This window comes from Kineosporia sp. NBRC 101677 (assembly GCF_030269265.1).
GTDB lineage: Bacteria > Actinomycetota > Actinomycetes > Actinomycetales > Kineosporiaceae > Kineosporia > Kineosporia rhizophila.
Map to the genome: position 1 here is coordinate 433364 of NZ_BSTA01000005.1, position 21523 is coordinate 454886.

General features: G+C 73.6%; 1 protein-coding gene. It reads right to left on the reverse strand.

Annotated features, from left to right (window positions below; all coding sequences use genetic code 11):
• Positions 1-6: 6 nt before the first annotated feature.
• Entirely contained in the window at positions 7-21504 is a 21498-nt protein-coding gene (locus QSK18_RS17690; protein ID WP_285620567.1) for a type I polyketide synthase, read from the reverse strand.
• Positions 21505-21523: the final 19 nt, after the last annotated feature.

Below are 21523 nucleotides of genomic sequence, written 5' to 3' on the forward strand. Positions count from 1 at the left end.
GGGCGGTCAGAACTGGTCGTCGTCGTCGGAACCGTCGACCCCGCGGGCCATCCGGATCAGGTCGGCCACGTCCATCTCCGCGATGCTCACCGAAGGTTCCTCCGGCTCGGCCTTCTCGGCCTCCGGCCCGGCCAGCTCGAGGATGGACTGCAGCAACCCGGCGCTACGCAGCAGGCCGATCGGCACGTTGGCCAGCACGGCCCGCAGCTCGGCCTCCTCGGCGTCCTGCGGGGTCACTTCGGCCGCGTCCGGAACCAGTTCCGAGCGCAGGTACTTGGCCACGGCCAGGGGCGTGGGGTAGTCGAACACCAGCGTGGCCGGCAGCTGCCGGGCCAGCGCGATGGAAAGCCGGTTGCGCAGCTCGACCGCGGTGAGCGAGTCGAAACCGAGGTCGGAGAAAGAGGCCCCGGCCTCGACCGCGTCCGGCGACTCGTGCCCGAGCACCGCCGCGACCTCGCCGCGCACCCGGTCGGTGAGGAAACGTTCCTGTTCCAGCGGGGTCTGCTCGGACAGCAACTGCAGCAGCTCGGCCATCGCGTTGGTGTTCGGTCCGGCGCTCACCGGGACCAGGGCGTGCACGTCGGTCAGCTCGCGCATCATCGGCACCTGGGTCAGGTCACCCAGCTGCTGGGCGATCTGGATCCAGTCGACGTCCATCACCCCGAAGTCGCCCGCGGTGGTCTGGTCCTCGGTCAGGATCTGGCCCATCACCCGCAGCGCCGGTTCCGGCTCCATCGCCTTCAGCGGGCCCCGGCTGACCCGGTTGCGCACGGTGGCGTCGGCCTCGGCCATACCGCCACCGGCCCAGACGCCCCAGGCCAGTGAGGTCGCGACCTCGCCCCGCAGGCGCCGCTTCTCGGCCAGCGCGTCGAGGAAGGTGTTGGCCGCCGCGTAGTTGCCCTGACCGCCACCGCCGAAGATGGCCGTGGCCGAGGAGAACAGCACGAAGGCCGACAGGTCGCTGGTGAGCTCGTCCAGGTGCACCGCCCCGGCGGCCTTGGGGGCCAGCACCCCACCCAGCCGCTCCGGCGTCATCCGGTCCAGCACACCGTCGTCATTGACGCCGGCCGTGTGCATCACCCCGGTCAGGGCCGGGCCGTGCTCGCCCATCCAGCCCAGCAGCGCCTGCACGTGCTCGCGCTGCGCCACGTCACCGGCCAGAACCTGCACGGTCGAGCCACTTTCGGCCACCTTCGCGGCCAGCGCGGCCACGCCCCGCGCTCGCGCTCCGGACCGGCTCCACAACGTCACCTGCGCGGTGTTCTGCTCAGCCAGCCACTGCGCCACCTGCATGCCGATCGCACCGGTACCGCCGGTGACCAGCACCGTCCCCTTGGCAAAGGCCTCTCCCACGGGCGTTCCGGTCAGTTCGACGGCCTTGAGACCGGCAGCCCGCCGGGCCCGCACCAGCCGCCGTCCATTCATACCTGTCGAACGGATCGCCACCGCATCCTCGGGCACCGCCCGCGCCAGCACCGCGGTCAGCCGGGCACCGGCCCGCTCGTCCAGGCTTGCGGGCAGGTCGATCAGGCCGCCCCAGCGGTCCGGGTGTTCCATCGCGGTGACCCGCCCCAGACCCCAGATCTGCGCCTGGGCAGGACTGATCGGCACCTCGTCGGTCTTGGCGGCGGCGCCGCCCCGGGTGAGCAGCCACAGCGGGGAGCTGCTGCGCCCGTCGCCGAGCGCCTGGATCAGGCCCACGGTGGCGGCCAGACCGGTCGAGACCTCCGGGTTCTCGGTCAGCGGGCTTTCGTTCAGAGCAAGGAACGAGAGAACGCCGGCCACACCTGCGAGGGCAGTCTTCAGGTCCGCGGGTGGCTGGGACTGTTCGGTCCCGGCGCCGTCGAGCATCCCGGCGCCTGCGTCATCGGTGTTGACAGAACCGTTCAGGCTCCCGTTCGCAGCCAGGACCTCGTCCGGGAGAAGCTGGGTGGTCGCCTCGGTCAGGACCCTTGCGACCAGAGCACCGAGCCCTTCCCGGGTGATCTCACCGTCCGGGACCTCGGCGATCACCGGCTCGGCCCCACGGGCGCTCAGCGCCCGGGCGGCCTCGTCGGCGTCGGCGCGGTGCGCGGCGTTGGTGACCAGCAGCCAGGTCCCGCTCAAGGCAGCCGGTTCCGGGTCGGCCACCGGGCTCCAGGCGATGCGGTAGCGCCAGTCGGCCACCGCCATCTCTTCCCGGTCGCGCTGACGCCAGCCGGCCAGCATCGGCAGGACCTCGCTGAACGGCCGGTCGCCGTCCAGGTCGAGCGCGCCGGACAGGCCGGCCAGGTCGCCGGACTCCACCGCGGCCCAGAACTGGGCCTCGGCCTCGGTCCCGCTGCCCGCGGTGACCGGCGCACCCGAGGGAACGCCCGGTTCGGCCCAGAAGTGCTTGCGGGTGAAAGCGTAGGTGGGCAGGTCGACCTTCTTGCCCCGCGGCAGGATCGCCGTCCAGTCCACGGTCACACCGCGCACGTGAGCGCGGGCCAGCGCGTTCAGCACCGAGGTGCCAGCCGCGGTCTTGGGACGCAGCAGGGGCACGAAGTCAGCCGCGGCGGGCGCCCCGGACTCGTCCGTGGGCAGGGCGTTCTGACCCAGGGCCGACAGAGTCCCGTCCGGGCCGATCTCGATGAACGTGGTCACGCCCAGGTCGGCCATGGCCTGCACCGAGTCGGCGAACCGCACGGCCTGACGCGCCTGCTCGGCCCAGTAGCCCGGCTCCGGCGCGCTCACCAGCTCGCCCGGCAGCGCCCCGACCCAGGCAACACGAGGCGCGTTGTGGGCCAGGCCGGAGGCGACCGCGGAGAGCTCGTCGAGCACCGGATCCATCCGGGCCGAGTGGAAGGCGTGACTGACGCGCAGTCGGCGCGTCCGACGTCCTTCGTTCTGCCAGTGCGCAACCACCGACTCGACCGCCGCCTCGTCGCCCGAGACCACCACCGCGGTGGGCCCGTTGACCGCGCCGGTCGAGACGCCGTCGACCAGGGTGGGAGTGACCTCGTCCTCGGTCGCCTCGATCGCGGCCATCGCGCCGCCGGTGGGCAGGGCCTGCATCAGACGGGCCCGGTTGGCGATCAGGCGGCAGGCGTCCTCCAGCGTGAGCACCCCGGCCGCGTGCGCGGCGGCGATCTCACCCACCGAGTGACCCGCCACCACATCGGGCGTGACCCCGGCCGCGGCCAGCATGGTGACCAGGCTGACCTCGACCGCGAACAGACCGGTCTGGGCGTAGAGCGTCTGGTCGGCCAGCTCGGCGGCCTCGGTCCCGAGCACCACATCGCGGATGGGCAGACCGAGCTCGGTCTCCAGCAGCGCCACCACCCGGTCGAACGTCTCGGCGAAGACCGGCGACGCGGCGTACAGCTCACGCCCCATTCCGGCCTTCTGCGCCCCCTGCCCGGCGAACAGGAACCCGACCCGCGGAACGGTGCCCGCCGGAATGGAGCCCGTCACCACCGAACCGGTCGAGGTGCCGGCGCTCAGGCTTCGCGCACCGGCCACCAGGTCGCTGCCCAGCACAACCGCACGGTGCTCGAACTGTGAACGGGTCGTCACCAGCGACCAGGCCACGTCGGCCAACTCCGGGCCGGCCGCCGGCCGCAGACCCGCGACAGCCTCGCCCCGGCGCTCATCCCGGCGCTCATCCGCACCAGCACCCGACTCGCCCACGGCAGCCACGCCCGCCCGTGCACCCGACTCGCCCACGGCACTCACGCCCGCGTCGGAACCGAGCGCGGCGACCTCGGCCAGGCGACCGGCCTGCGCCGCGAGCGCACCGGCCGAGCGAGCCGAAACCACCCACGCGACCGGCGCTTCTCGCAGGAGGCGCGCACCCCCGTCCTCAATTTCGCTCTCGGCCACCACAGCGGCCGGCGCCTCTTCGACGATCAGGTGCGCGTTCGTCCCACTGATCCCGAAGGCCGAGATGCCGGCCCGGCGGGGCTGCCCGTTCTTCGGCCACGGCTTGGCCTCGGTCAGGATCCGGGCGTCGCCGTCGGTCCAGTCCACGTGCGGGCTGGGCTCTTCGGCGTGCAGGGTCTTGGGCAGCAGCTGGTGGTTCAGCGCCAGCACCATCTTGATCACACCCGCCACGCCGGCTGCGGCGCCGGTGTGGGCGATGTTCGACTTCACCGAGCCCAGCCAGACCGGACGTCCTTCCGGGCGGTCCTGGCCGTAGGTGGCCAGCAGGGCCTGGGCCTCGATCGGGTCACCCAGAACCGTTCCGGTGCCGTGGGCCTCGACCGCGTCCACGTCGGCGGGCCGCAGTCCGGCGCTGGCCAGGGCGGTGCGGATCACCCGCTGCTGGGCCGGACCGTTGGGGGCCGTGATGCCGTTGCTGGCGCCGTCCTGGTTGACCGCACTGCCCCGGATCACGGCCAGGATCTGGCGGCCGTTGCGCTGGGCGTCCGAAAGCCGCTCCAACAGCAGGATGCCCGCGCCCTCACCCCAGCCGGTGCCGTCCGCCTCGGCGCCGAACGCCTTGCAGCGTCCGTCCGAGGCCAGACCGCCCTGCCGCGAGAAGTCCGTGAACAGGCCGGTGTTGAACATGACGGTGGCGCCGCCGGCCAGGGCCAGCGTGCACTCCCCCGCCCGCAGGGCCTGGGCGGCCAGGTGCAGGGCGACCAGCGACGAGGAACACGCGGTGTCCACCGTCACCGCCGGGCCCTCCAGACCGAGGGTGTACGAGACCCGGCCCGAGATGACGCTTCCCGAGGTTCCGGTCATGCCGTAGCTGTCCGAGCCGATGCCGTACCACGACGATCCGTAGCCACCGGCGAACACTCCGGTGTTGCTGCCCCGCAGGGTGGCCGGTTCGATCCCGGCGCGCTCCAGGGCCTCCCACGAGGTCTCCAGCAGCAGGCGCTGCTGCGGGTCCATGCCCAGCGCCTCGCGCGGGCTGATCCCGAAGAAGCCCGGGTCGAACTCCGGCGCCTCGTAGAGGAATCCGCCCTGCATCGTGGTGGACGACCGGTCGGCACCGTCGTCGTAGATGCCTTCGATGTCCCAGCCGCGGTCGGTCGGGAAGCCGGCGATCGCGTCGGTGCCCGAGCGCAGCAGTTCCCAGAAGCGCTCCGGAGTGTTGGCCCCGCCCGGGAACCGGCAGCCGATGCCGACGATGGCGATCGGCTCGTCGGTGAACACCGCGCCCTTGACCACCTCGGCCGTCACCGGGGTCGGGCGGGCACTGAGCTCGGCCCGGATGTGCGCGGCCAGGACGGCCGGGGCCGGGTAGTCGAAGACCAGCGTGGCCGGCAGTTTCAGGCCGGTGGCCATGGCCAGGCGGTTGCGCAGCTCGACCGCGGTGAGCGAGTCGAACCCGACCTCGCGGAAGGCCCGGTTCGGCTCCATCAGGTCGGTCGGGGCGTGCCCGAGCACCGCCGCGGCGTGGGTGCGCACCAGGTCGGTGAGCATCCGGTCGGCCTCCACCGGGGACAGCCCGGCCAGCTGGGCCTGCAGCGCCTGGGCGGCCGCACTGGCACCCTTGGCCCCGCCCACCGGCCGGTCGGTGCCGCCCGAGAGCACCCGCAGCAGCGGCGGGACCAGGGCGTTGGTGCCGGCCTGGGCGACCTGCGAGCGCAGCGCGGTGACGTTGAGGCGGGCCGGGACCAGCACCGCCTCGTCGCGGGCCAGGGCCACGTCGAGCAGGGCCAGGCCCTCTTCGGCGGTCAGTGCGGTGACGCCGCCGCGGGACATCCGCTCGCGGTCACCGTCGCTGAGGTGGCTGGTCAGGCCGCTGGCGTCGGCCCACAGGCCCCAGGCCAGCGAGACGGCCGGGCGGCCGGTGCTGCGGCGGTGGGCGGCCAGGGCATCGAGGAAGGCGTTGCCCGCCGCGTAGTTGCCCTGCCCGGCCGCGCCGAAGGTGGCCGCGGCCGAGGAGAACAGCGCGAAGATGCGCAGGTCCAGGCCGGCGGTCAGGCGGTGCAGGGTCCAGGCCGCGTCGACCTTGGGCCGCATCACCGTGTCGATCCGCTCGGGGGTGAGCGAGCCGATCACACCGTCGTCGAGCACGCCGGCGGTGTGGACGACGCCGATCAGGGGAGCCTGCCCCGGGTCGGTGGCGACGGCGGCCAGGAGTCCGGAGGTGGTGTCGGGGTCGGTGACGTCGCAGGTGACGATGCGGGCGTCGACGCCCGTCAGGGCGATGCTCGCGGCCAGAGCAGCAGCGCCGGAGGCCGAAGGCCCGCGGCGGCTGACCAGGAGCAGGTGGGCCGCGCGGTGGGTGGCGGCGAGGTGCTGGGCGACCAGGGCCGCCAGGGTGCCGGTGCCACCGGTGATCAGGATCGTGCCGGTGGCCTCCCCAGCCGCGAGCACAGCGGTTGACCCAGCCGGACGGATCAAGCGGCGGCCGTAGGCGTGACCGTCGCGGACCGCCAGTTCCGGCTCGCTCGTGCTGAGCGCGGCGGCCAGGGTGGCGACGTCCAGGTCCGGATCAGCCTGCTCCGCAGAACCGGAAAGGTCGGCCAGCACGATCCGGTCCGGGTTCTCGGACTGGGCCGAGCGCACCAGACCCCACACCGAGGCGGCGGGCAGGTCGGCGATCGGGTCGCCCTCGTGCGCCGCGACCGCGCCCCGGGTGACCAGCACCAGGCGGGACTCCTCGAAGCCCTCCAGCGACAGCCACTGCTGCAGCAGGAGCAGCACGTTACCGGCCGTCTCGCGAGCGGCCTGCGGGGTGCCGTCGCCGAGGCGCCCGTCCAGCTCGTCCGAGGTCTCGACGACGGCGAGCACCATCTCTGGGGCCTTCTGGCCCTCGGTGGCGGCGACCAGCCGGGTCAGATCGCTGTGCGCGTCCACGTCCACACCGGCCGCGGCCAGCCCGGTGACCAGGTTGATCGAGTCGGTGCCGAGCACACTCCAGCGTCCGGCCGAGGCCGCGACGGGGATCCGCACCGGCGCCCAGTCCAGGGCGAACAGGGCGTCGTGCAGGCGGGCCGCCCCGGAATGCAGGCTGGCGGCCGGAATCGGGCGCAGGTTGAGCGACTCCACCGACAGCACCGCAGTGCCCTCGGCGTCGGCCGCGACCAGGCTCAGCGAACCGCCCTGGGTGCGCGTGAGCCGGGCCCGCAGCGTGGTGGCGCCGGGCGTGTGCACGGTAAACCCGTTCCAGGCCGAGGCCAGCAGCAGGTCGGAGTGACCGGCGGTGGGCCAACCCTCACCGGCCAGCGGCAGCACGTCCAGCAGGGCCGCGGTCAGCGCCGGGTGCACGCCGAACATGGCCGCTGCGGTGTCCTCGCCCAGCGAGACCTCGGCCAGGATGTCCTGCCCGTCCCGCCACGCGCCCTTCAGCAGGCCCTCGGCCGTGCCCAGCAGCGGCACCGCGGAGGCGGGCGGCCAGGCCCCGGTGCTCACCGGCTTGACCGCCGCGTGCACCTCCGGGCTGTCCGACTCCAGCGCACCGCTGGCGTGCCGGGTCCAGGCCGCGTCCGAGCGGGCTCGCCGGGCGCGGATCTCGACCGGGCGCCGGCCGTTGTCTTCCGGTCGGCCCAGCTGCACCTGTACCTGCAGCTGCTCGCCGGCCGTGAGCACGATGGGCTCAGTGACGGTCAGCTCCGCGATCCGCGGGCAGCCGACCTGGAACCCGGCCACCACGGCCAGCTCCGCGAGCACGGTCGCCGAAGTTCCCTCGGTGACGTTCACGTCCAGCCAAGGCTGTTCGCTCAGCGCCAGCCGGCCGGTGACCACCAGACCCTCATCGTCGGCCAGTTCGACCGCCGCGCCCAGCAGCGGGTGCGGCACCGGGTCGAGGCCGGCCGAGGAGACGTCGGTCGCCGGGCCGCCGCTACCGAGGTACCAGAAGTGCTCGTGCTGGAAGGCGTAGGTGGGCAGGGGGATCTGGCGGGCCTGCGGCAGCACGCTCGGCCAGTCCACCCGCACGCCCTGGGTGTGCACAGCGGCCAGCGCGGCCAGCAGGTTCTGCGGGCCACCCTCGTCCCGGCGCAGCGTCCCGGTGATCACGGCGTCCCCGGCGATCGCCTCGACCGAGGTGGTCAGCACCGGGTGCGGGGAGGTCTCGATCCACACGCCGTAGCCGCCGTCGGCCAGGAACTGCACGGCGTCGGCGAAGCGGACGCGGTTGCGCAGGCTGGCGTACCAGTACTCGGCGTCGGCCTCGGTGCCCTCGATGATCTCGCCGGTCATCGACGAGACCATCGGCGTCTGCCCGGCCATCGGCGTGACCGGGGCCAGCAGCGTCAGGATCTCCTCGCGCAGCTCCTCCACCTGCGGGCCGTGGGAGGCGTAGTCGACCGGCAGAATCCGCGCCCGGCCCCCCTCGGCCTCCACCTGGGCGGCCAGGACTTCCAGCAGCGCCGGCTCCCCGGACACCACCGTGGCGTTCGGCCCGTTCACCGCCGCCACCGTCACCCCGGCCAGGTCGGCAGTGCGCGCCTCCACCGTCGCCACCGGCTCGGCGATGGCCAGCATCCCGCCGCGTCCGGACAGCGCCTTCAGCGCCTGGCTCCGCAGCGCCACCACCCGAGCGCCGTCCTCGACGCTCAGAATGCCCGCCACCACGGCGGCCGCGATCTCACCCTGCGAGTGCCCGACCACGGCGTCCGGGTACACGCCCGAGGCCTTCCAGACCTCGGCCAGCGAGACCATGACCGCCCACAGCGCGGGCTGGACAACATCGGCCCGCTGCAGGGCCTCGTCGTCGGCCAGAACCTCGTCGAGCGACCAGTCCACGAAAGGCGCCAGCGCGGCGCCGCACTCGGCCAGGCGAGCAGCGAACACCGGCGAAGCAGCGGCCAGCGCGCGGCCCATGCCGAGCCACTGCGAACCCTGGCCCGGGAAGACGAACACGGTGCGCCCGCCGCCCCCACCGGCCGGGATCACCCCGGACACAGCCTGGTCCGAAGGCTCACCACTGCTCACCGCGGCCAGGCCGGCCAGGATCTCGGCGCGGGTGGAGCCCAGCACAACTGCCCGGTGCTCGAACGTGGAACGGGTGGTGGCCAGCGACCAGGCCAGTTCGGCGGGGGTGGCCTGCGGGGAATTTAGGACGAATGTTGCCAGTCGGTCGGCCTGGTCACCGAGGCCGGTGGTCGAGCGGGAGGAGACCAGCAGGGCCGAACTTTCGGCGAGCACGTGCGGTTTCGGGTCGGCGAGGGCCGGGCGGTCCTGGGCCGGGGCCTCTTCGATGATGACGTGGGCGTTGGTGCCGCTGATCCCGAACGACGAGACCGCGGCGCGGCGGACCTTGCCCTCGGCCGGTTCCCAGGGCCGTTCCTCGGCCAGCAGAGCCACCGTGCCCGCGCTCCAGTCCACGTAGGGCGCGGGCTGGTCGGCGTGCAGGCTGCGCGGCAGCAGGTTGTGCTGCAGGGCCAGCACCATCTTCATCACCCCGGCGGCACCGGCCGCGCTCTGGGTATGAGCCAGGTTCGACTTGACCGAGCCCAGCCACAGCGGGTTGTCGGCGGCGCGGTCGCGGCCGTAGGTGGCCATCAGGGCCTGAGCCTCGATCGGGTCGCCCAGGGTGGTGCCGGTGCCGTGCGCCTCGACCACGTCGATGTCGTCGGCGTTCAGCCGGGCGTTGGCCAGGGCGGCCCGGATCACCCGCTGCTGCGAGGGCCCGTTCGGCGCGGTCAGGCCGTTGGAGGCGCCGTCCTGGTTGATCGCGCTCCCGCGCATCACCGCCAGCACCGGGTGACCGTTGCGGTGGGCGTCCGAAAGCCGCTCCAGCAGGATCATTCCCGCACCCTCGGCCATGCCCATGCCGTCGGCCTCGGCCGAGAACGCCTTGCACTTGCCGTCGGCGGCCAGGCCGCGCTGGCGGGAGAAGCCGACCAGAGCACCGGGGGTAGCCATCACAGTGACGCCACCGGCCAGGGCCAGCGAGCACTCCCCCGCCCGCAGGGCCTGGGCGGCCAGGTGCATGGCGACCAGCGCCGAGGAGCAGGCGGTGTCGACCGTGACGGCCGGGCCCTCGAGGCCGAAGGTGTAGGCCACCCGGCCGGAGATGATGCTGGTCGAGGCGCCGGTCATCAGGTGCCCCTCGGCCCCGCCGCCACCGCCGGTCGAGCCGTAGTGCCACGACGAGCCACCGGCGAACACCCCGGTCTGCGAGCCGCGCAGGCTCACCGGGTCGATCCCGGCCCGCTCCAGCGCCTCCCAGCTGACCTCCAGCAGCAGCCGCTGCTGCGGGTCCATCGCCTGCGCCTCACGCGGGCTGATCCCGAAGAAGCCCGGGTCGAACAGACCGGCGTCGTGCAGGAACCCGCCGGAGGCGGTGTAGAAGGTGCCGGGCTTGTCCGGGTCCGGGTCGAACAGCGCATCGAGGTTCCAGCCGCGATCGCTCGGCAGGCCGGTGATCGCGTCGCGGCCCTCGGCCAGCAGCTCCCACAGACCCTCCTGGTCGTGGATGCCGCCCGGGAACCGGCAGCCCATGCCCACGATCGCGATCGGCTCGGCCGGATCGGCGCTCACCGCAACGGTCTGCGGAGCGGCACCGTCGACCAGCACACCGAGCAGCTCAGAACCCAGGTGGGCGGCCAGCACGGCGGTCGAGGGGTAGTCGAAGACCAGCGTGGCGGGCAGGCGCAGACCGGTGGCCTCGTTCAGGCGGTTGCGCAGTTCCACCGCGGTGAGCGAGTCGAAGCCGAGGTCGCTGAACGCCCGGCCCGGTTCGATCGCACTGCCCGAGCCGTGCCCGAGCACGGCCGCGACGTGGTCACGCACGAGCTGCACCAGACGCCGCTCGCGCTCGGCCACCGGCATCCGGGAGAGCTGGTCGCGCAGAGCGGTGGCCGTGGCTGCGGTGTTGGCGGCCGTGGCCACCCCGGGCCGGGCCGGCGCCAGCGCCTGCAGCAGCGGCGGCAGGGCCCCGCCCCGGGCCGCGACCGCCCGCAGGCCGGCCACGTCGAGCCGGAACGGCACCAGCAGGGCCTCGTCCCGGGCCAGGGCGTGGTCGAGCACCACGAGGCCCTCGTCGGCCGACAGCTCGTTCGTTCCGCTGCCGGTGGCCCGGGCCAGCAGGCCCTGGTTCAGGTTGCGGCCGATGCCCTCGCTGGCCACCCAGGCACCCCAGGCCAGCGACAGACCCGGCAGGCCGGCCGCGCGGCGGTGTGCGGCGAGCGCGTCGAGGAACGCGTTGCCGGCCGCGTAGTTGCCCTGCCCGGCGCTACCGAAAGAGGCCGCCGCGGAGGAGAACATGACGAACAGGTCGACCCCGAGCCCGGCGGTCAGCTCGTGCAGGATCCAGGCGGCGTCGGTCTTGGGCCGCATCACGGCCCCGACCTTGGCCGGGGTGAGCGAGCCGATCAGCCCGTCGTCGACGATGCCTGCGGTGTGCACGACCCCGGTGAGCGGGTGCCGGGCCGGAAGGGCGCGGAGAAGATTACGGACGACGGTCCGCTCGGTGACGTCGGCAGCGACCACCTGTACATCGGCCCCGGCTTCGGCGATCGCGGCGGCACGCTCGGCGACCTTGGCCGCGGCCGGGCCGGAACGGCTGACCAGGAGCAGGTGCGCAGCCCGGCCGGTGGCGGCCAGGTGACGGGCGGTGAGCCCCGCCAGGGTGCCGGTACCACCGGTGATCAGGACCGCGCCCGGGGTCTGGGCCTGAACCGGGTTCTCGTCCTGAGCACCGGCGAACGAACGGACCAGCCGGCGGCCGAGGATCCGCCCGTTGCGGAAGGCGATCTCGGGCTCGGCCGTGGCCAGGGCGCTGGCCAGCACAGAAGCCGCAGCGACGGTGGTGGCGTCCGTGGGCAGGTCGAGCAGGACGAAGCGGCCCGGGTTCTCCGTCTGCGCCGAGCGGACCAGACCCCAGACCGCGGCGGCGGCCAGGTCGGTGACCGTCTCGGCCGGTGAGGTCGCCACCGCGCCGCGGGTCACCACGACCAGGCGGGTGTCTTCCGGGCCGCGCTCCAGCCAGTCCTGCAGCAGAGCCAGGGTGGAGGCCGCCAGTTCACGCGCGGCCTGTCCCTGGTCCTCGGTGTTGCTCTGCAACCCGGTCAGGATCACGGGGGGCAGTTGCGCGCCGGCAAGGGCGTCGATGTCCGGGTAACCGACGACATCGGTGCCGAGCCCTCCCAGGCCCAGCACGTCGTCCCCAAGCAGACCGTAAGTCGCCACCGGCGCGCTGGAGACGGTCACCGGCGTCCATTCGACCCCGAACATCACTTCGCGCAGCAGGTGATCCGGACCCGAAGGCGTGGCGACCGAGACCGGCCGCAGCACCAGGGAGCCGACCGAGACCACGGGCGAACCGGCCGCGTCGACGGCGAGCAACTGCACCGCGCCGGTGCTGTCGCGGCGAAGGCGGGCCCGCAGAGCGGTGGCTCCGGCCGCGTACAGCGACACGTCGGACCAGACGAACGGCATCCGCGGGCCCTGCGCGGCTTCTTCCGGGTTGGCCACCCAGATCGCCTGCAGCGCCGCGTCCAGCACGGCCGGGTGCAAACCGAACATCCCGGTGGGGCTGCTCGGCAGCGCGACTTCGGCGAAGACGTCGTCGCCCCGCCGGAACACCGCGTCCAGCCCCTGGAAGGCCGGGCCCAGTCCCTGCCCGGCCGCGGCCATGGCCTCGTACAGGCCGTCCACACTGATCGGGGAGGCGTCGAGCGGCGGCCAGATCGCCAGGTCACCGGCGTCCGGAGCGACTGCAACGGGACCGACGCGCCCACTCGCGTGGCGCATCCACCCCTCGCCCGCACCGGGGCGGGCGAAGATCTCGACGGCACGCAGGCCGTCCTCTGCCGGGCCACCGACCGTGACCTGGATCTGCACCTCGCCCTCGGCCGGCAGCACCAGCGGCGCGGCCAGGGTGAGCTCGTCGATCCGGGTGCACTCGACCAGATGCCCGGCCACCACGGCCAGTTCGACGAAACCGGTGCCGGGGAAGAAGGCCGTGCCGCCCACGGTGTGGTCCGCCAGCCACGGCTGGGCGCTGATCGCCAGGCGGCCGGTCAGGATCAGCCCGTCGCCCTCGGCCAGCTCGACCGCGGCGCTCAGCAGCGGGTGGCCGACCGTGCTGAGCCCGGCCGAGCGCAGGTCGGCCACGTGCCCGCCGCCGGCCGGCCAGAACCGCTGGGGCTCGAAAGCGTAGGTGGGAAGCGCGATCCGCTCGCCGCGCGGCAGCACCGCGGCCCAGTCCACGTCGACCCCGCGCACGTGCAGCTCGGCCAGCGAGGCAAGCATCCGCCGGGCGCCACCCTCGTCGCGGCGCAGGGTGCCACCGACGATCGGTTCCTTGGCACCGCCGACCTCTTCGAGCGTCTCGGCGACCGCGTTGGTGAGCACCGGGTGCGCGGAGACCTCGACGAACACGCCGTAGCCGTCGCGCCGCAGAACCCGCACGGCCCGGTCGAACTGGACCGAGGCGCGCAGGCTGGCGAACCAGTAACCGGCGTCGGCCTCGGTCCCGGCGAGCAGCTGCCCGGTCATGGCCGAGACCATCGGCAGGCGGGCCGGCTGCGGGTTCAGCCCTTCGAGCAGGCCGAGCACCCGCTCGCGGATGCTGTCGACCTGGGCGTTGTGCGAGGCGTAGTCCACCGGCAGCATGCGCGCCCGGCCGCCGTCCGCCTCCACCGCCGCCATCAGGGCCTCCAGCAGCGCCGGGTCGCCGGAGACGACCGTGGCGCTGGGGCCGTTGACGGCCGCGATGCTCAGGCCCGTGCTCCTCAGCGCTGCACTGTTCCTCTGGCCAGCGCCCAGGCCGTTACCGTCCTCAGCCTCCAGGTCAGCGCCCGCGCCATCCCTCAGGGCAGCGCCCGGGCCGTTCTCGTCCTCAACCTCCGGGGCGGGTGCGCGTGTCTCCCCCGTAAGGGCGGGGGCGTCGGCCAGCCTGTTATCGGCACCAGTGTCTGTGCCACCGTGCAGCCCGGCCAGCCCGTTCACCGCGTTGATGCCGGTCAGGCCGGTGAGGCCGGCCAGGCCCAGCGCCGCGATCCGTGCTTCGACGGTCTCGGCGGGCTCGGCGATCGAGAGCATCCCGCCGCGCCCGGACAGCGCGGTCAGCGCCTGGCTGCGCAGGGCCACGACCTTGGCCGCGTCTTCCAGCGAGAGGATCCCGGCCACCACGGCGGCGGCGATCTCGCCCTGGCTGTGCCCGACCACGGCGTCCGGCTCCACCCCGGCGGCCTGCCACACGGCGGCCAGCGAGACGTTCAGCGCCCACAGCGCCGGCTGCACCACGTCGACACGGTCCAGACTGGGCGCGCCTTCGGCCCCGGCCAGCACCTCGGTCAGCGACCAGTCCACGTGCGGGCTGAGCGCGGCCTCGCACTCGGCCAGGCGGGCGGCGAAGACCGGGCTGGACGCGGCCAGCTCCCGGCCCATCCCGGCCCACTGCGAGCCCTGGCCGGGGAAGACGAACACGATCGGGTCGGTGCTGACGGCGGTGCCGGTGACCAGGCCGGCCCCGGGCTCACCGGTCTCCAGGGCGGCCAGGCCGTCCAGCAGCTCGCCGCGGGTGGAGCCGAGCACCACGGCCCGGTGCTCGAAGGTGGCCCGGGTGGTGGCCAGCGACCAGGCCACGTCCTCGACCGCGTACTCGTCGGCGGCCTCGGTGACCCGGCCGGCCAGGCGGGCGGCCTGGGCCGAACGGGCCAGCGGGGAGCGACCCGACACCAGCCAGGCTGTCATGCCTGTTTCCCGAACACCCATGACAGACGGGCGGACCGGCTCGGTTTCCTGCGTCGCCGGAGCCGGGGCTGCCGGGGCTTCGGCCAGGATCAGGTGGGCGTTCGTGCCGCTGATACCGAACGAGGAAATGCCGGCCCGCCGCGGGCGCCCGTCGTCGGTGGACTCCCAGGCGACCGGCTGGGTGAGCAGCCGCACGTCGCCGGCCGACCAGTCGATGTGGGAGCTGGGCTCGTCGGCGTGCAGGGTGACGGGGAGCTGGGCGTGCTGCAGTGCGAGCACCATCTTCAGCACCCCGGCCACACCGGCGGCCTGCTGGGCGTGGCCGATGTTCGACTTCACCGAGCCCAGCCACAGCGGACGGTTCTCGGGCCGGTTCTCGCCGTAGGTGGCCAGCAGCGCCTGGGCCTCGATCGGGTCGCCCAGCGAGGTGCCGGTGCCGTGCGCCTCCACCACGTCGACGTCGTTGGGCTCCAGCCCGGCCTGCGCCAGCGCGGCCCGGATGACGCGCTGCTGCGAGGGGCCGTTCGGCGCGGTCAGGCCGTTCGAGGCGCCGTCCTGGTTCATCGCGCTGCCCTCGATCACCGCGAGCACCGCGTGACCGTTGCGACGAGCGTCCGAAAGCCTCTCCAGCACGACCATTCCGGCACCCTCGCCGAGACCCATGCCGTCGGCCTGGGCGGAGAAGGCCTTGGAACGGCCGTCCGCGGCGAGCGCCTTCTGCTGCGAGAAGCTGAGGAACTCGGCCGCGTCGACCATCACCATCACCCCGCCCGCCAGAGCAAGGTCGCTCTCCCCGGTGCGCAGGGAGGCGGCGGCCAGGTGCAGGGCCACGAGCGAGGCGGAGCAGGCCGTGTCGATCGTGACGGCCGGGCCCTCCAGGCCCAGGGTGTAGGAGACGCGGCCGGAGATGACGCTGGGCACGTTGCCGGTGAGCAGGTGTCCCTCGGCGCCGTCCGCACCGTTGACCCCGAGCGCGGAATAGCCCGAGGCGGCCGCGCCGACGAACACGCCGGTGCTGGAGCCGCGCAGGCCGTCGGGGTTGATGCCCGCGTGTTCCAGGGCTTCCCAGCTGGTCTCGAGCAGCAGCCGCTGCTGCGGGTCCATCGCCAGGGCCTCGCGCGGGCTGATCCGGAAGAAGCCCGGGTCGAAGTCGCCGGCCCGCTCGATGAAGCCGCCCTCGTCGGCGTAGGAGGTGCCCAGGTTCTCCGCATCATCGGGGTCTGCGCTGAACAGGGCCGGGTCCCAGCCGCGGTCTCCGGGGAAGCGGGTGATCGTGTCGGTGCCCTCGGCCAGCATCCGCCACATCGCCTCGGGCGAGTCCACCCCGCCCGGGAAGCGGCAGCCCAGGCCGACGATCGCGATCGGGTCGTCGCTCAGCACGCTGATGTTCGAGGTGGAGCGGGTGGCCTGCTCGCCGGTCAGCTCGCCGACGATGTGTTTGCTCAGGGCCTTGGGAGTGGGGTGGTCGAACACCAGGGTGGCCGAGAGTTTCAGCCCGGTGGCCTGGTTCAGCCGGTTGCGCAGCTCGACCGCGGTGAGGGAGTCGAAACCCAGCTCGGTGAAGGCACGTTCCGGGTCGACGGCGTCGGGCGAGGCGTGCCCGAGCACGGCGGCCACGTGGGTGCGCACCATCTGGCCGGCGGCCCGCTCGCGCTCGGCCGGGCGCATCCCGGCCAGCTGCTGGCGCAGGGCCCCGGAGTTGCCGCCGGTGTTGACGGCGGTGGCCACCCCGGCGCGCACCGGAGCGAGCTCGTGCAGCAGCGCCGGCAGCACCCCGCCCCGCGCGGCCACGGCCCGCAGGGCGGCGACGTCGAGGCGGAACGGGACGAGGTGGGCCTCGTCGCGGGTGAGCGCCTCGTCGAGGAGCTCCAGGCCCTCCTCGGTGCTCAGCTCACCGGTGTTGTTGGCGCGGTTGAGCAGGTTCTGGCTGAGGTGCCGGCCGATGCCCTCGCCGGCCATCCACGAGCCCCAGGCCAGCGCCTGCCCGGCCCGGCCGTTGGCGCGGCGGTGGGCGGCGAGGCCGTCGAGGAAGGTGTTGGCGGCGGTGTAGTTGCCCTGCCCCGGGCCGCCGAAGGTGGCGGCGGCGGAGGAGAAGAGGACGAAGTGGTCGAGGTCGAGCCCGGCGGTGAGTTCGTGCAGGATCCAGGCGGCGTCGGCCTTCGGACGCAGCACCGCGCCCAGCCGCTCGGCGGTGAGCGAACCGATGATGCCGTCGTCCACGATGCCCGCGGTGTGCAGGACGCCCCGCAGGTCTTCGGTGGCGGCGACGAGGTGGCCCATGCCCGCGCGGTCGGTGACGTCGGCGGCGACGATCTGCACGTCGGCCCCGGCCTCGGCAATGTCTGCGGCCAGGGTGGCTGCGGACTCGGCCCGGGCGCCGGAGCGGCTGACCAGGACGAGGCGGGCGGCCTGTCCGGTGGCGGCCAGGTGCCGAGCGGTGATGCCGGCCAGCACGCCAGTACCGCCGGTGACCAGGAATGTGCCACCGGTGCGCGGCCCCCGGGCCGGGCTGGTGGCAAGCTCGCTGGTGGCGCTCTCGCTGACGGAGGCCGGGGCAGAGGCGGCACGAACGAGGCGGCGGGCGAAGGCCCGGCTGCCGCGGACGGCGAGCTCGGGCTCGGAGGTGCCGAGCGCGGCGACCAGAGCGGACGCGGACGAGGCGGCGAGCCCAGCCCGAGCCACCGAGGTGGCCGCGTTGGCCGAGGTGGCCGCGTTGGCCGCATCGACCGGAGCCGCTGACGTCGCCGGGAGGTCGACCAGCACGAAGCGGCCCGGGTTCTCGGCCTGCGCCGAGCGCACCAGGCCCCAGACGGCCGAGGCGCCCACATTGAGGACGTCCTCGTCGGCTTCGGCGGCGACGGCGCCCTGGGTGAGGATCACCAGACGGCTGTCCTCGAAAGCCTCGGCGGCCAGCCACTGCTGGGCCAGCTCGAGCGCCTGGGTGGCGAGGTGGTGGGCCGCGGCGGCCTGGTCGCTGCCGACCGAGCCGTCGTCGGCCACGGCCAGTGGCGTCAGCGGGGTCAGAGGGGTCAACGGGGCCAGGACAACGGAGGGGACAACAGCGGCGTCGCCAAGGCCGGCACCCGCCCCTACCGATGCCAGCAGCCCCGCGAAGTCCGCGTGCGAGGACACCTCGACACCGGCGTCCTCAAGCAGGCCGGCCAGCGAACCCGACAGTGCATCCGCCGACGCATCCGCCGACGCACCCTGCCCAGGTTCCTCAGAACCTCCGGCACCGAGCACGGCCCAGGCGCCAGAGGGGGTTTCGCCGCCGGTGACGGGCTTCCACTCGACTGCGAAAAGCGTATCGCGCAGCACCGACAGTTCGGCGGCGAGCTCGACCGGTCCCAGAGTCAGTCCACCGATCGAGACCACCGGCGTGCCGGCGGTGTCGACGGCCAGCAAGGAGACGACGCCCGCGGCGTCCACCCGCAGCCGGGCGTGCAGCACGGTGGCGCCGGCGGCGTAGAGGCAGACCTCGTCCCAGCGCAGCGGCATGAGCGGGGCGTCGGCGGGGCGGGCCAGGCGCACGGCCTGCAGCGCAGCGTCGAGCACGGCGGGGTGCAGGCCGAAGACGCCGCCCAGTGCGGCGGCGGACTCGGGCAGGCGGACCTCGGCGAAGACGTCCTCGCCCCGGCGCCAGACCGCGTCCAGGCCCTGGAACGACTCGCCCAGTTCCTGGCCGACGGCCGCGAGGGACTCGTACAGACCCTCGACCGGCACCGCCTCGGCGTCGGCGGGCGGCCAGACGGCCAGGTCGGCGGCGGAAGGAGCGGCGGAGACCGGGCGCACCTGGCCCACGGCGTGGCGGGTCCACTCGTTCTGGTCGAGCGCCGGGTCCATCGTGCGGGCGAAGATCTCGAGCGTACGGACGTCGGTGTCGCCCGGTTCTGCGACGGTCACCTGGACCTGGACGTCGTCGGTGAGGACCAGCGGGGCCTCGACGTCGAGCGAGTCGATCCGGGTGCAGCCGACCAGGTGCCCGGCCACGGCGGCGAGCTCGATCAGGCCGGTGCCCGGGAAGACCGGGGTGCCGTTGATCGTGTGCTCGGCGAGCCAGGGCTGGGTGGCGATGGAGAGGCGTCCGGTGAGGATGACGCCGTCGCCGTCGGCCAGTTCGACCGCGGCGCCGAGCAGAGGGTGGCCGACGGGGTTGAGCCCGGCGGCGCGCACGTCGCCCAGGCCACCGGCCAGGGAGGCGGGCCAGAAGCGCTGGTGCTGGAAGGCATAGGTGGGCAGATCGATGTGACGGCCGGCGGGGAGCACGGCCGACCAGTCGACCTTGACCCCGCGCACGTGGAAGCCGGCCATCGAGGCGATCAGCCGCTCGGAGCCGCCGTCCTCGCGGCGCAGGGTGCCGCCGACCACCGCCGTAGTGATGCCGGCGTGCTCGAGCGTGTCCGTGACTGCGGCGGTGAGCACCGGGTGCGGCGAGACCTCGACGAAGACGCCGTAGCCGTCGCGGCCGAGGCGCTCGACGCCCCGGGAGAACTGGACGGTGGCGCGCAGGCTGTCGTACCAGTACTGGGCGCCGGCTTCGAGGCCGTCGAGGTACTCCCCTGTCATCGCCGACAGCATCGGCACGCGACCCGCCTGGGCGATCACGCCGTCCAGCGCGGCCAGCACCTCGTCGCGGATCGACTCCACCTGCGGGCCGTGCGGGGCGTAGTCCATCGGCACGAAGCGGGCGCGCAGGCCGTCCTTCTCGCACTCCTCGGCGAGGGCCTGCAGCGAGGCCACCGGCCCGGAGACCACGGTGGCGTTCGGGCCGTTCAGGACCGCAACCGCAACCCCATCGAACGATCCGCGCGAAAGGCGCGCATCGACGTCCTCAAGAGTGGCCGCAATCGACAGCACGCCGCCCTTGCCCGCGAGCCCGGCCTTCATGACCTGGCCGCGGCGGGCGACCACCCGGGCGCCGTCCTCGAGCGAGAGCACCCCGGCCACACAGGCGGCCGCGATCTCGCCCTGGCTGTGCCCGAGCACCGCGTCCGGCTTCACTCCGGCGGCTTCCCAGACCGCCGCGAGCGAGACCATCACGGCCCACAGCGCAGGGTGGACCACGTCCAGGCGGGAAAGCTGCTCCTCATCGTCGAGAACCTCGAACAGGTCCCAGTCCACGTGCGGTGCCAGGGCCGAGCGGCACTCGTCCATGCGGGCCGCGAAGACCGGGCTTTCGGAGAGCATCTGCCGGCCCATGCCGACCCACTGGCCGCCCTGGCCGGGGAAGACGAACACGGTGCGGCCGGTGTCCCCGCCGACCGGGACGCTGCCGCGCAGCACGTTCGCGGCCTCGGCGCCTTCCGCCAGGGCGGTCAGGCCGGACGTCAGGTCGCCGGTGATAACGGCGCGGTGCTCGAAGTGCGAGCGGGCGGTGGCCAGAGTCCAGGCCACATCGGTGGCCTCGATCTCGGGCCGTTCCGCCAAAAAGCCGGTAAGGCGCCGAGCTTGGTCGCTCAGCGCAGGCTCGGTGCGGCCCGAGACCAGCCAGGCCGGCACGGTCGCGCTCAGCACCGGAACCTGCTCGTCCGAGTCCGCCTGCTCGGCGGGAAGCTCGGCCGGCACCTCCTCCACGATCAGGTGGGCGTTCGTCCCACTGATTCCGAAAGCCGAAACACCCGCCCGACGCACGCGTTCCGTCTCCGGTGCCCACGAGCGTCCATTGGTGAGCAGTTCGACCTCACCGACCGACCAGTCCACGCGAGGGGTCGGCTCGTCGACGTGCAGCGTGCGGGGCATTTGCCCGTGCCGCAGCGCCAGCACCATCTTCATCAGCCCGGCCGCACCCGCGGCGGCGCCGGTGTGCCCGAGGTTCGACTTGACCGAGCCCAGCCACAGCGGCTTTTCGGCCGCCCGGTCCCGGCCGTAGGTCGACAGGATGGCCTGGGCCTCGATCGGGTCGCCAAGAACCGTTCCGGTGCCATGCGCCTCGACCACGTCCACGTCGGCCGGGGACAGCCGGGCACTGTCCAGCGCGGCCCGGATCACTCGCTGCTGCGAGGGCCCGTTCGGCGCCGAGAGGCCGTTGGAGGCGCCGTCCTGGTTGACCGCGCTGCCCGAGATCACCGCGAGCACCGGGTGACCGTTGCGACGGGCGTCCGGAAGCCGCTCCAGCAGGAACATTCCGGCGCCTTCGCTCCAGCCGATGCCGTCGGCGGAACCGGAGAAGGCCTTGCAGCGGCCGTCCGCGGCGAGCCCGCCCTGCTGGGCGAAGTCGGCGAACGAGTCGGGGGTGGCCAGCACGGTCACCGCGCCGGCCAGGGCCATGCTGCACTCCTGCGCGCGCAGCGCCTGGCAGGCCAGGTGCAGCGCGACGAGCGCGGACGAGCAGGCGGTGTCGACCGTGACGGCCGGGCCCTCGAGGCCGAGCGTGTAGGCGATCCGGCCGGAGATGACGGCGGTGAGGCCACCGGTGAGCATGTAGCCCTCGGTGCCCTCGGTGCCGGCCACGCTGAAGCCGTAACCGGAGTTGGTGCCGCCCGCGAAAACGCCCGTGCGGCTGCCCTTCAGGGCGGCCGGGTCGATCCCGGCCTGCTCCAGGGTCTCCCAGGTGACCTCCAGCAGCATCCGCTGCTGGGGGTCCATGGCCAGCGCCTCGCGCGGGCTGATGCCGAAGAACGCCGGGTCGAACTGCGGTGCCTCCTCGACGAAACCACCGGTCTGCACGTAGTTCGTGCCGGCCGCGGCGACCACGGCCTCCCAGCCACGGTCGGTCGGGAACGGCGAGATCGCGTCACCCCCGCCGGAGACCAGGTCCCACAGCTGCTCGGGGTTGCGGACCCCGCCGGGGAACCGGCAGCCCATCCCGACGATCGCGATCGGCTCCCAGGTGGCCTCGACCTGCTCGGTCAGCTGCCGATTGCGGCGGCGCAGCCGGTCGGTCTCCTTCACGGAGGCCCGCAGCGCGTCGAGAACCTTGTCCTCGGGCTTGGTCATCAGGAGACACTCCAGTCGT

What these genes read in the sequence shown, in the direction of transcription:
- QSK18_RS17690 (WP_285620567.1), bottom strand. Translation starts at nt 21,504, where the DNA reads ATGACCAAGCCCGAGGACAAGGTTCTCGACGCGCTGCGGGCCTCCGTG.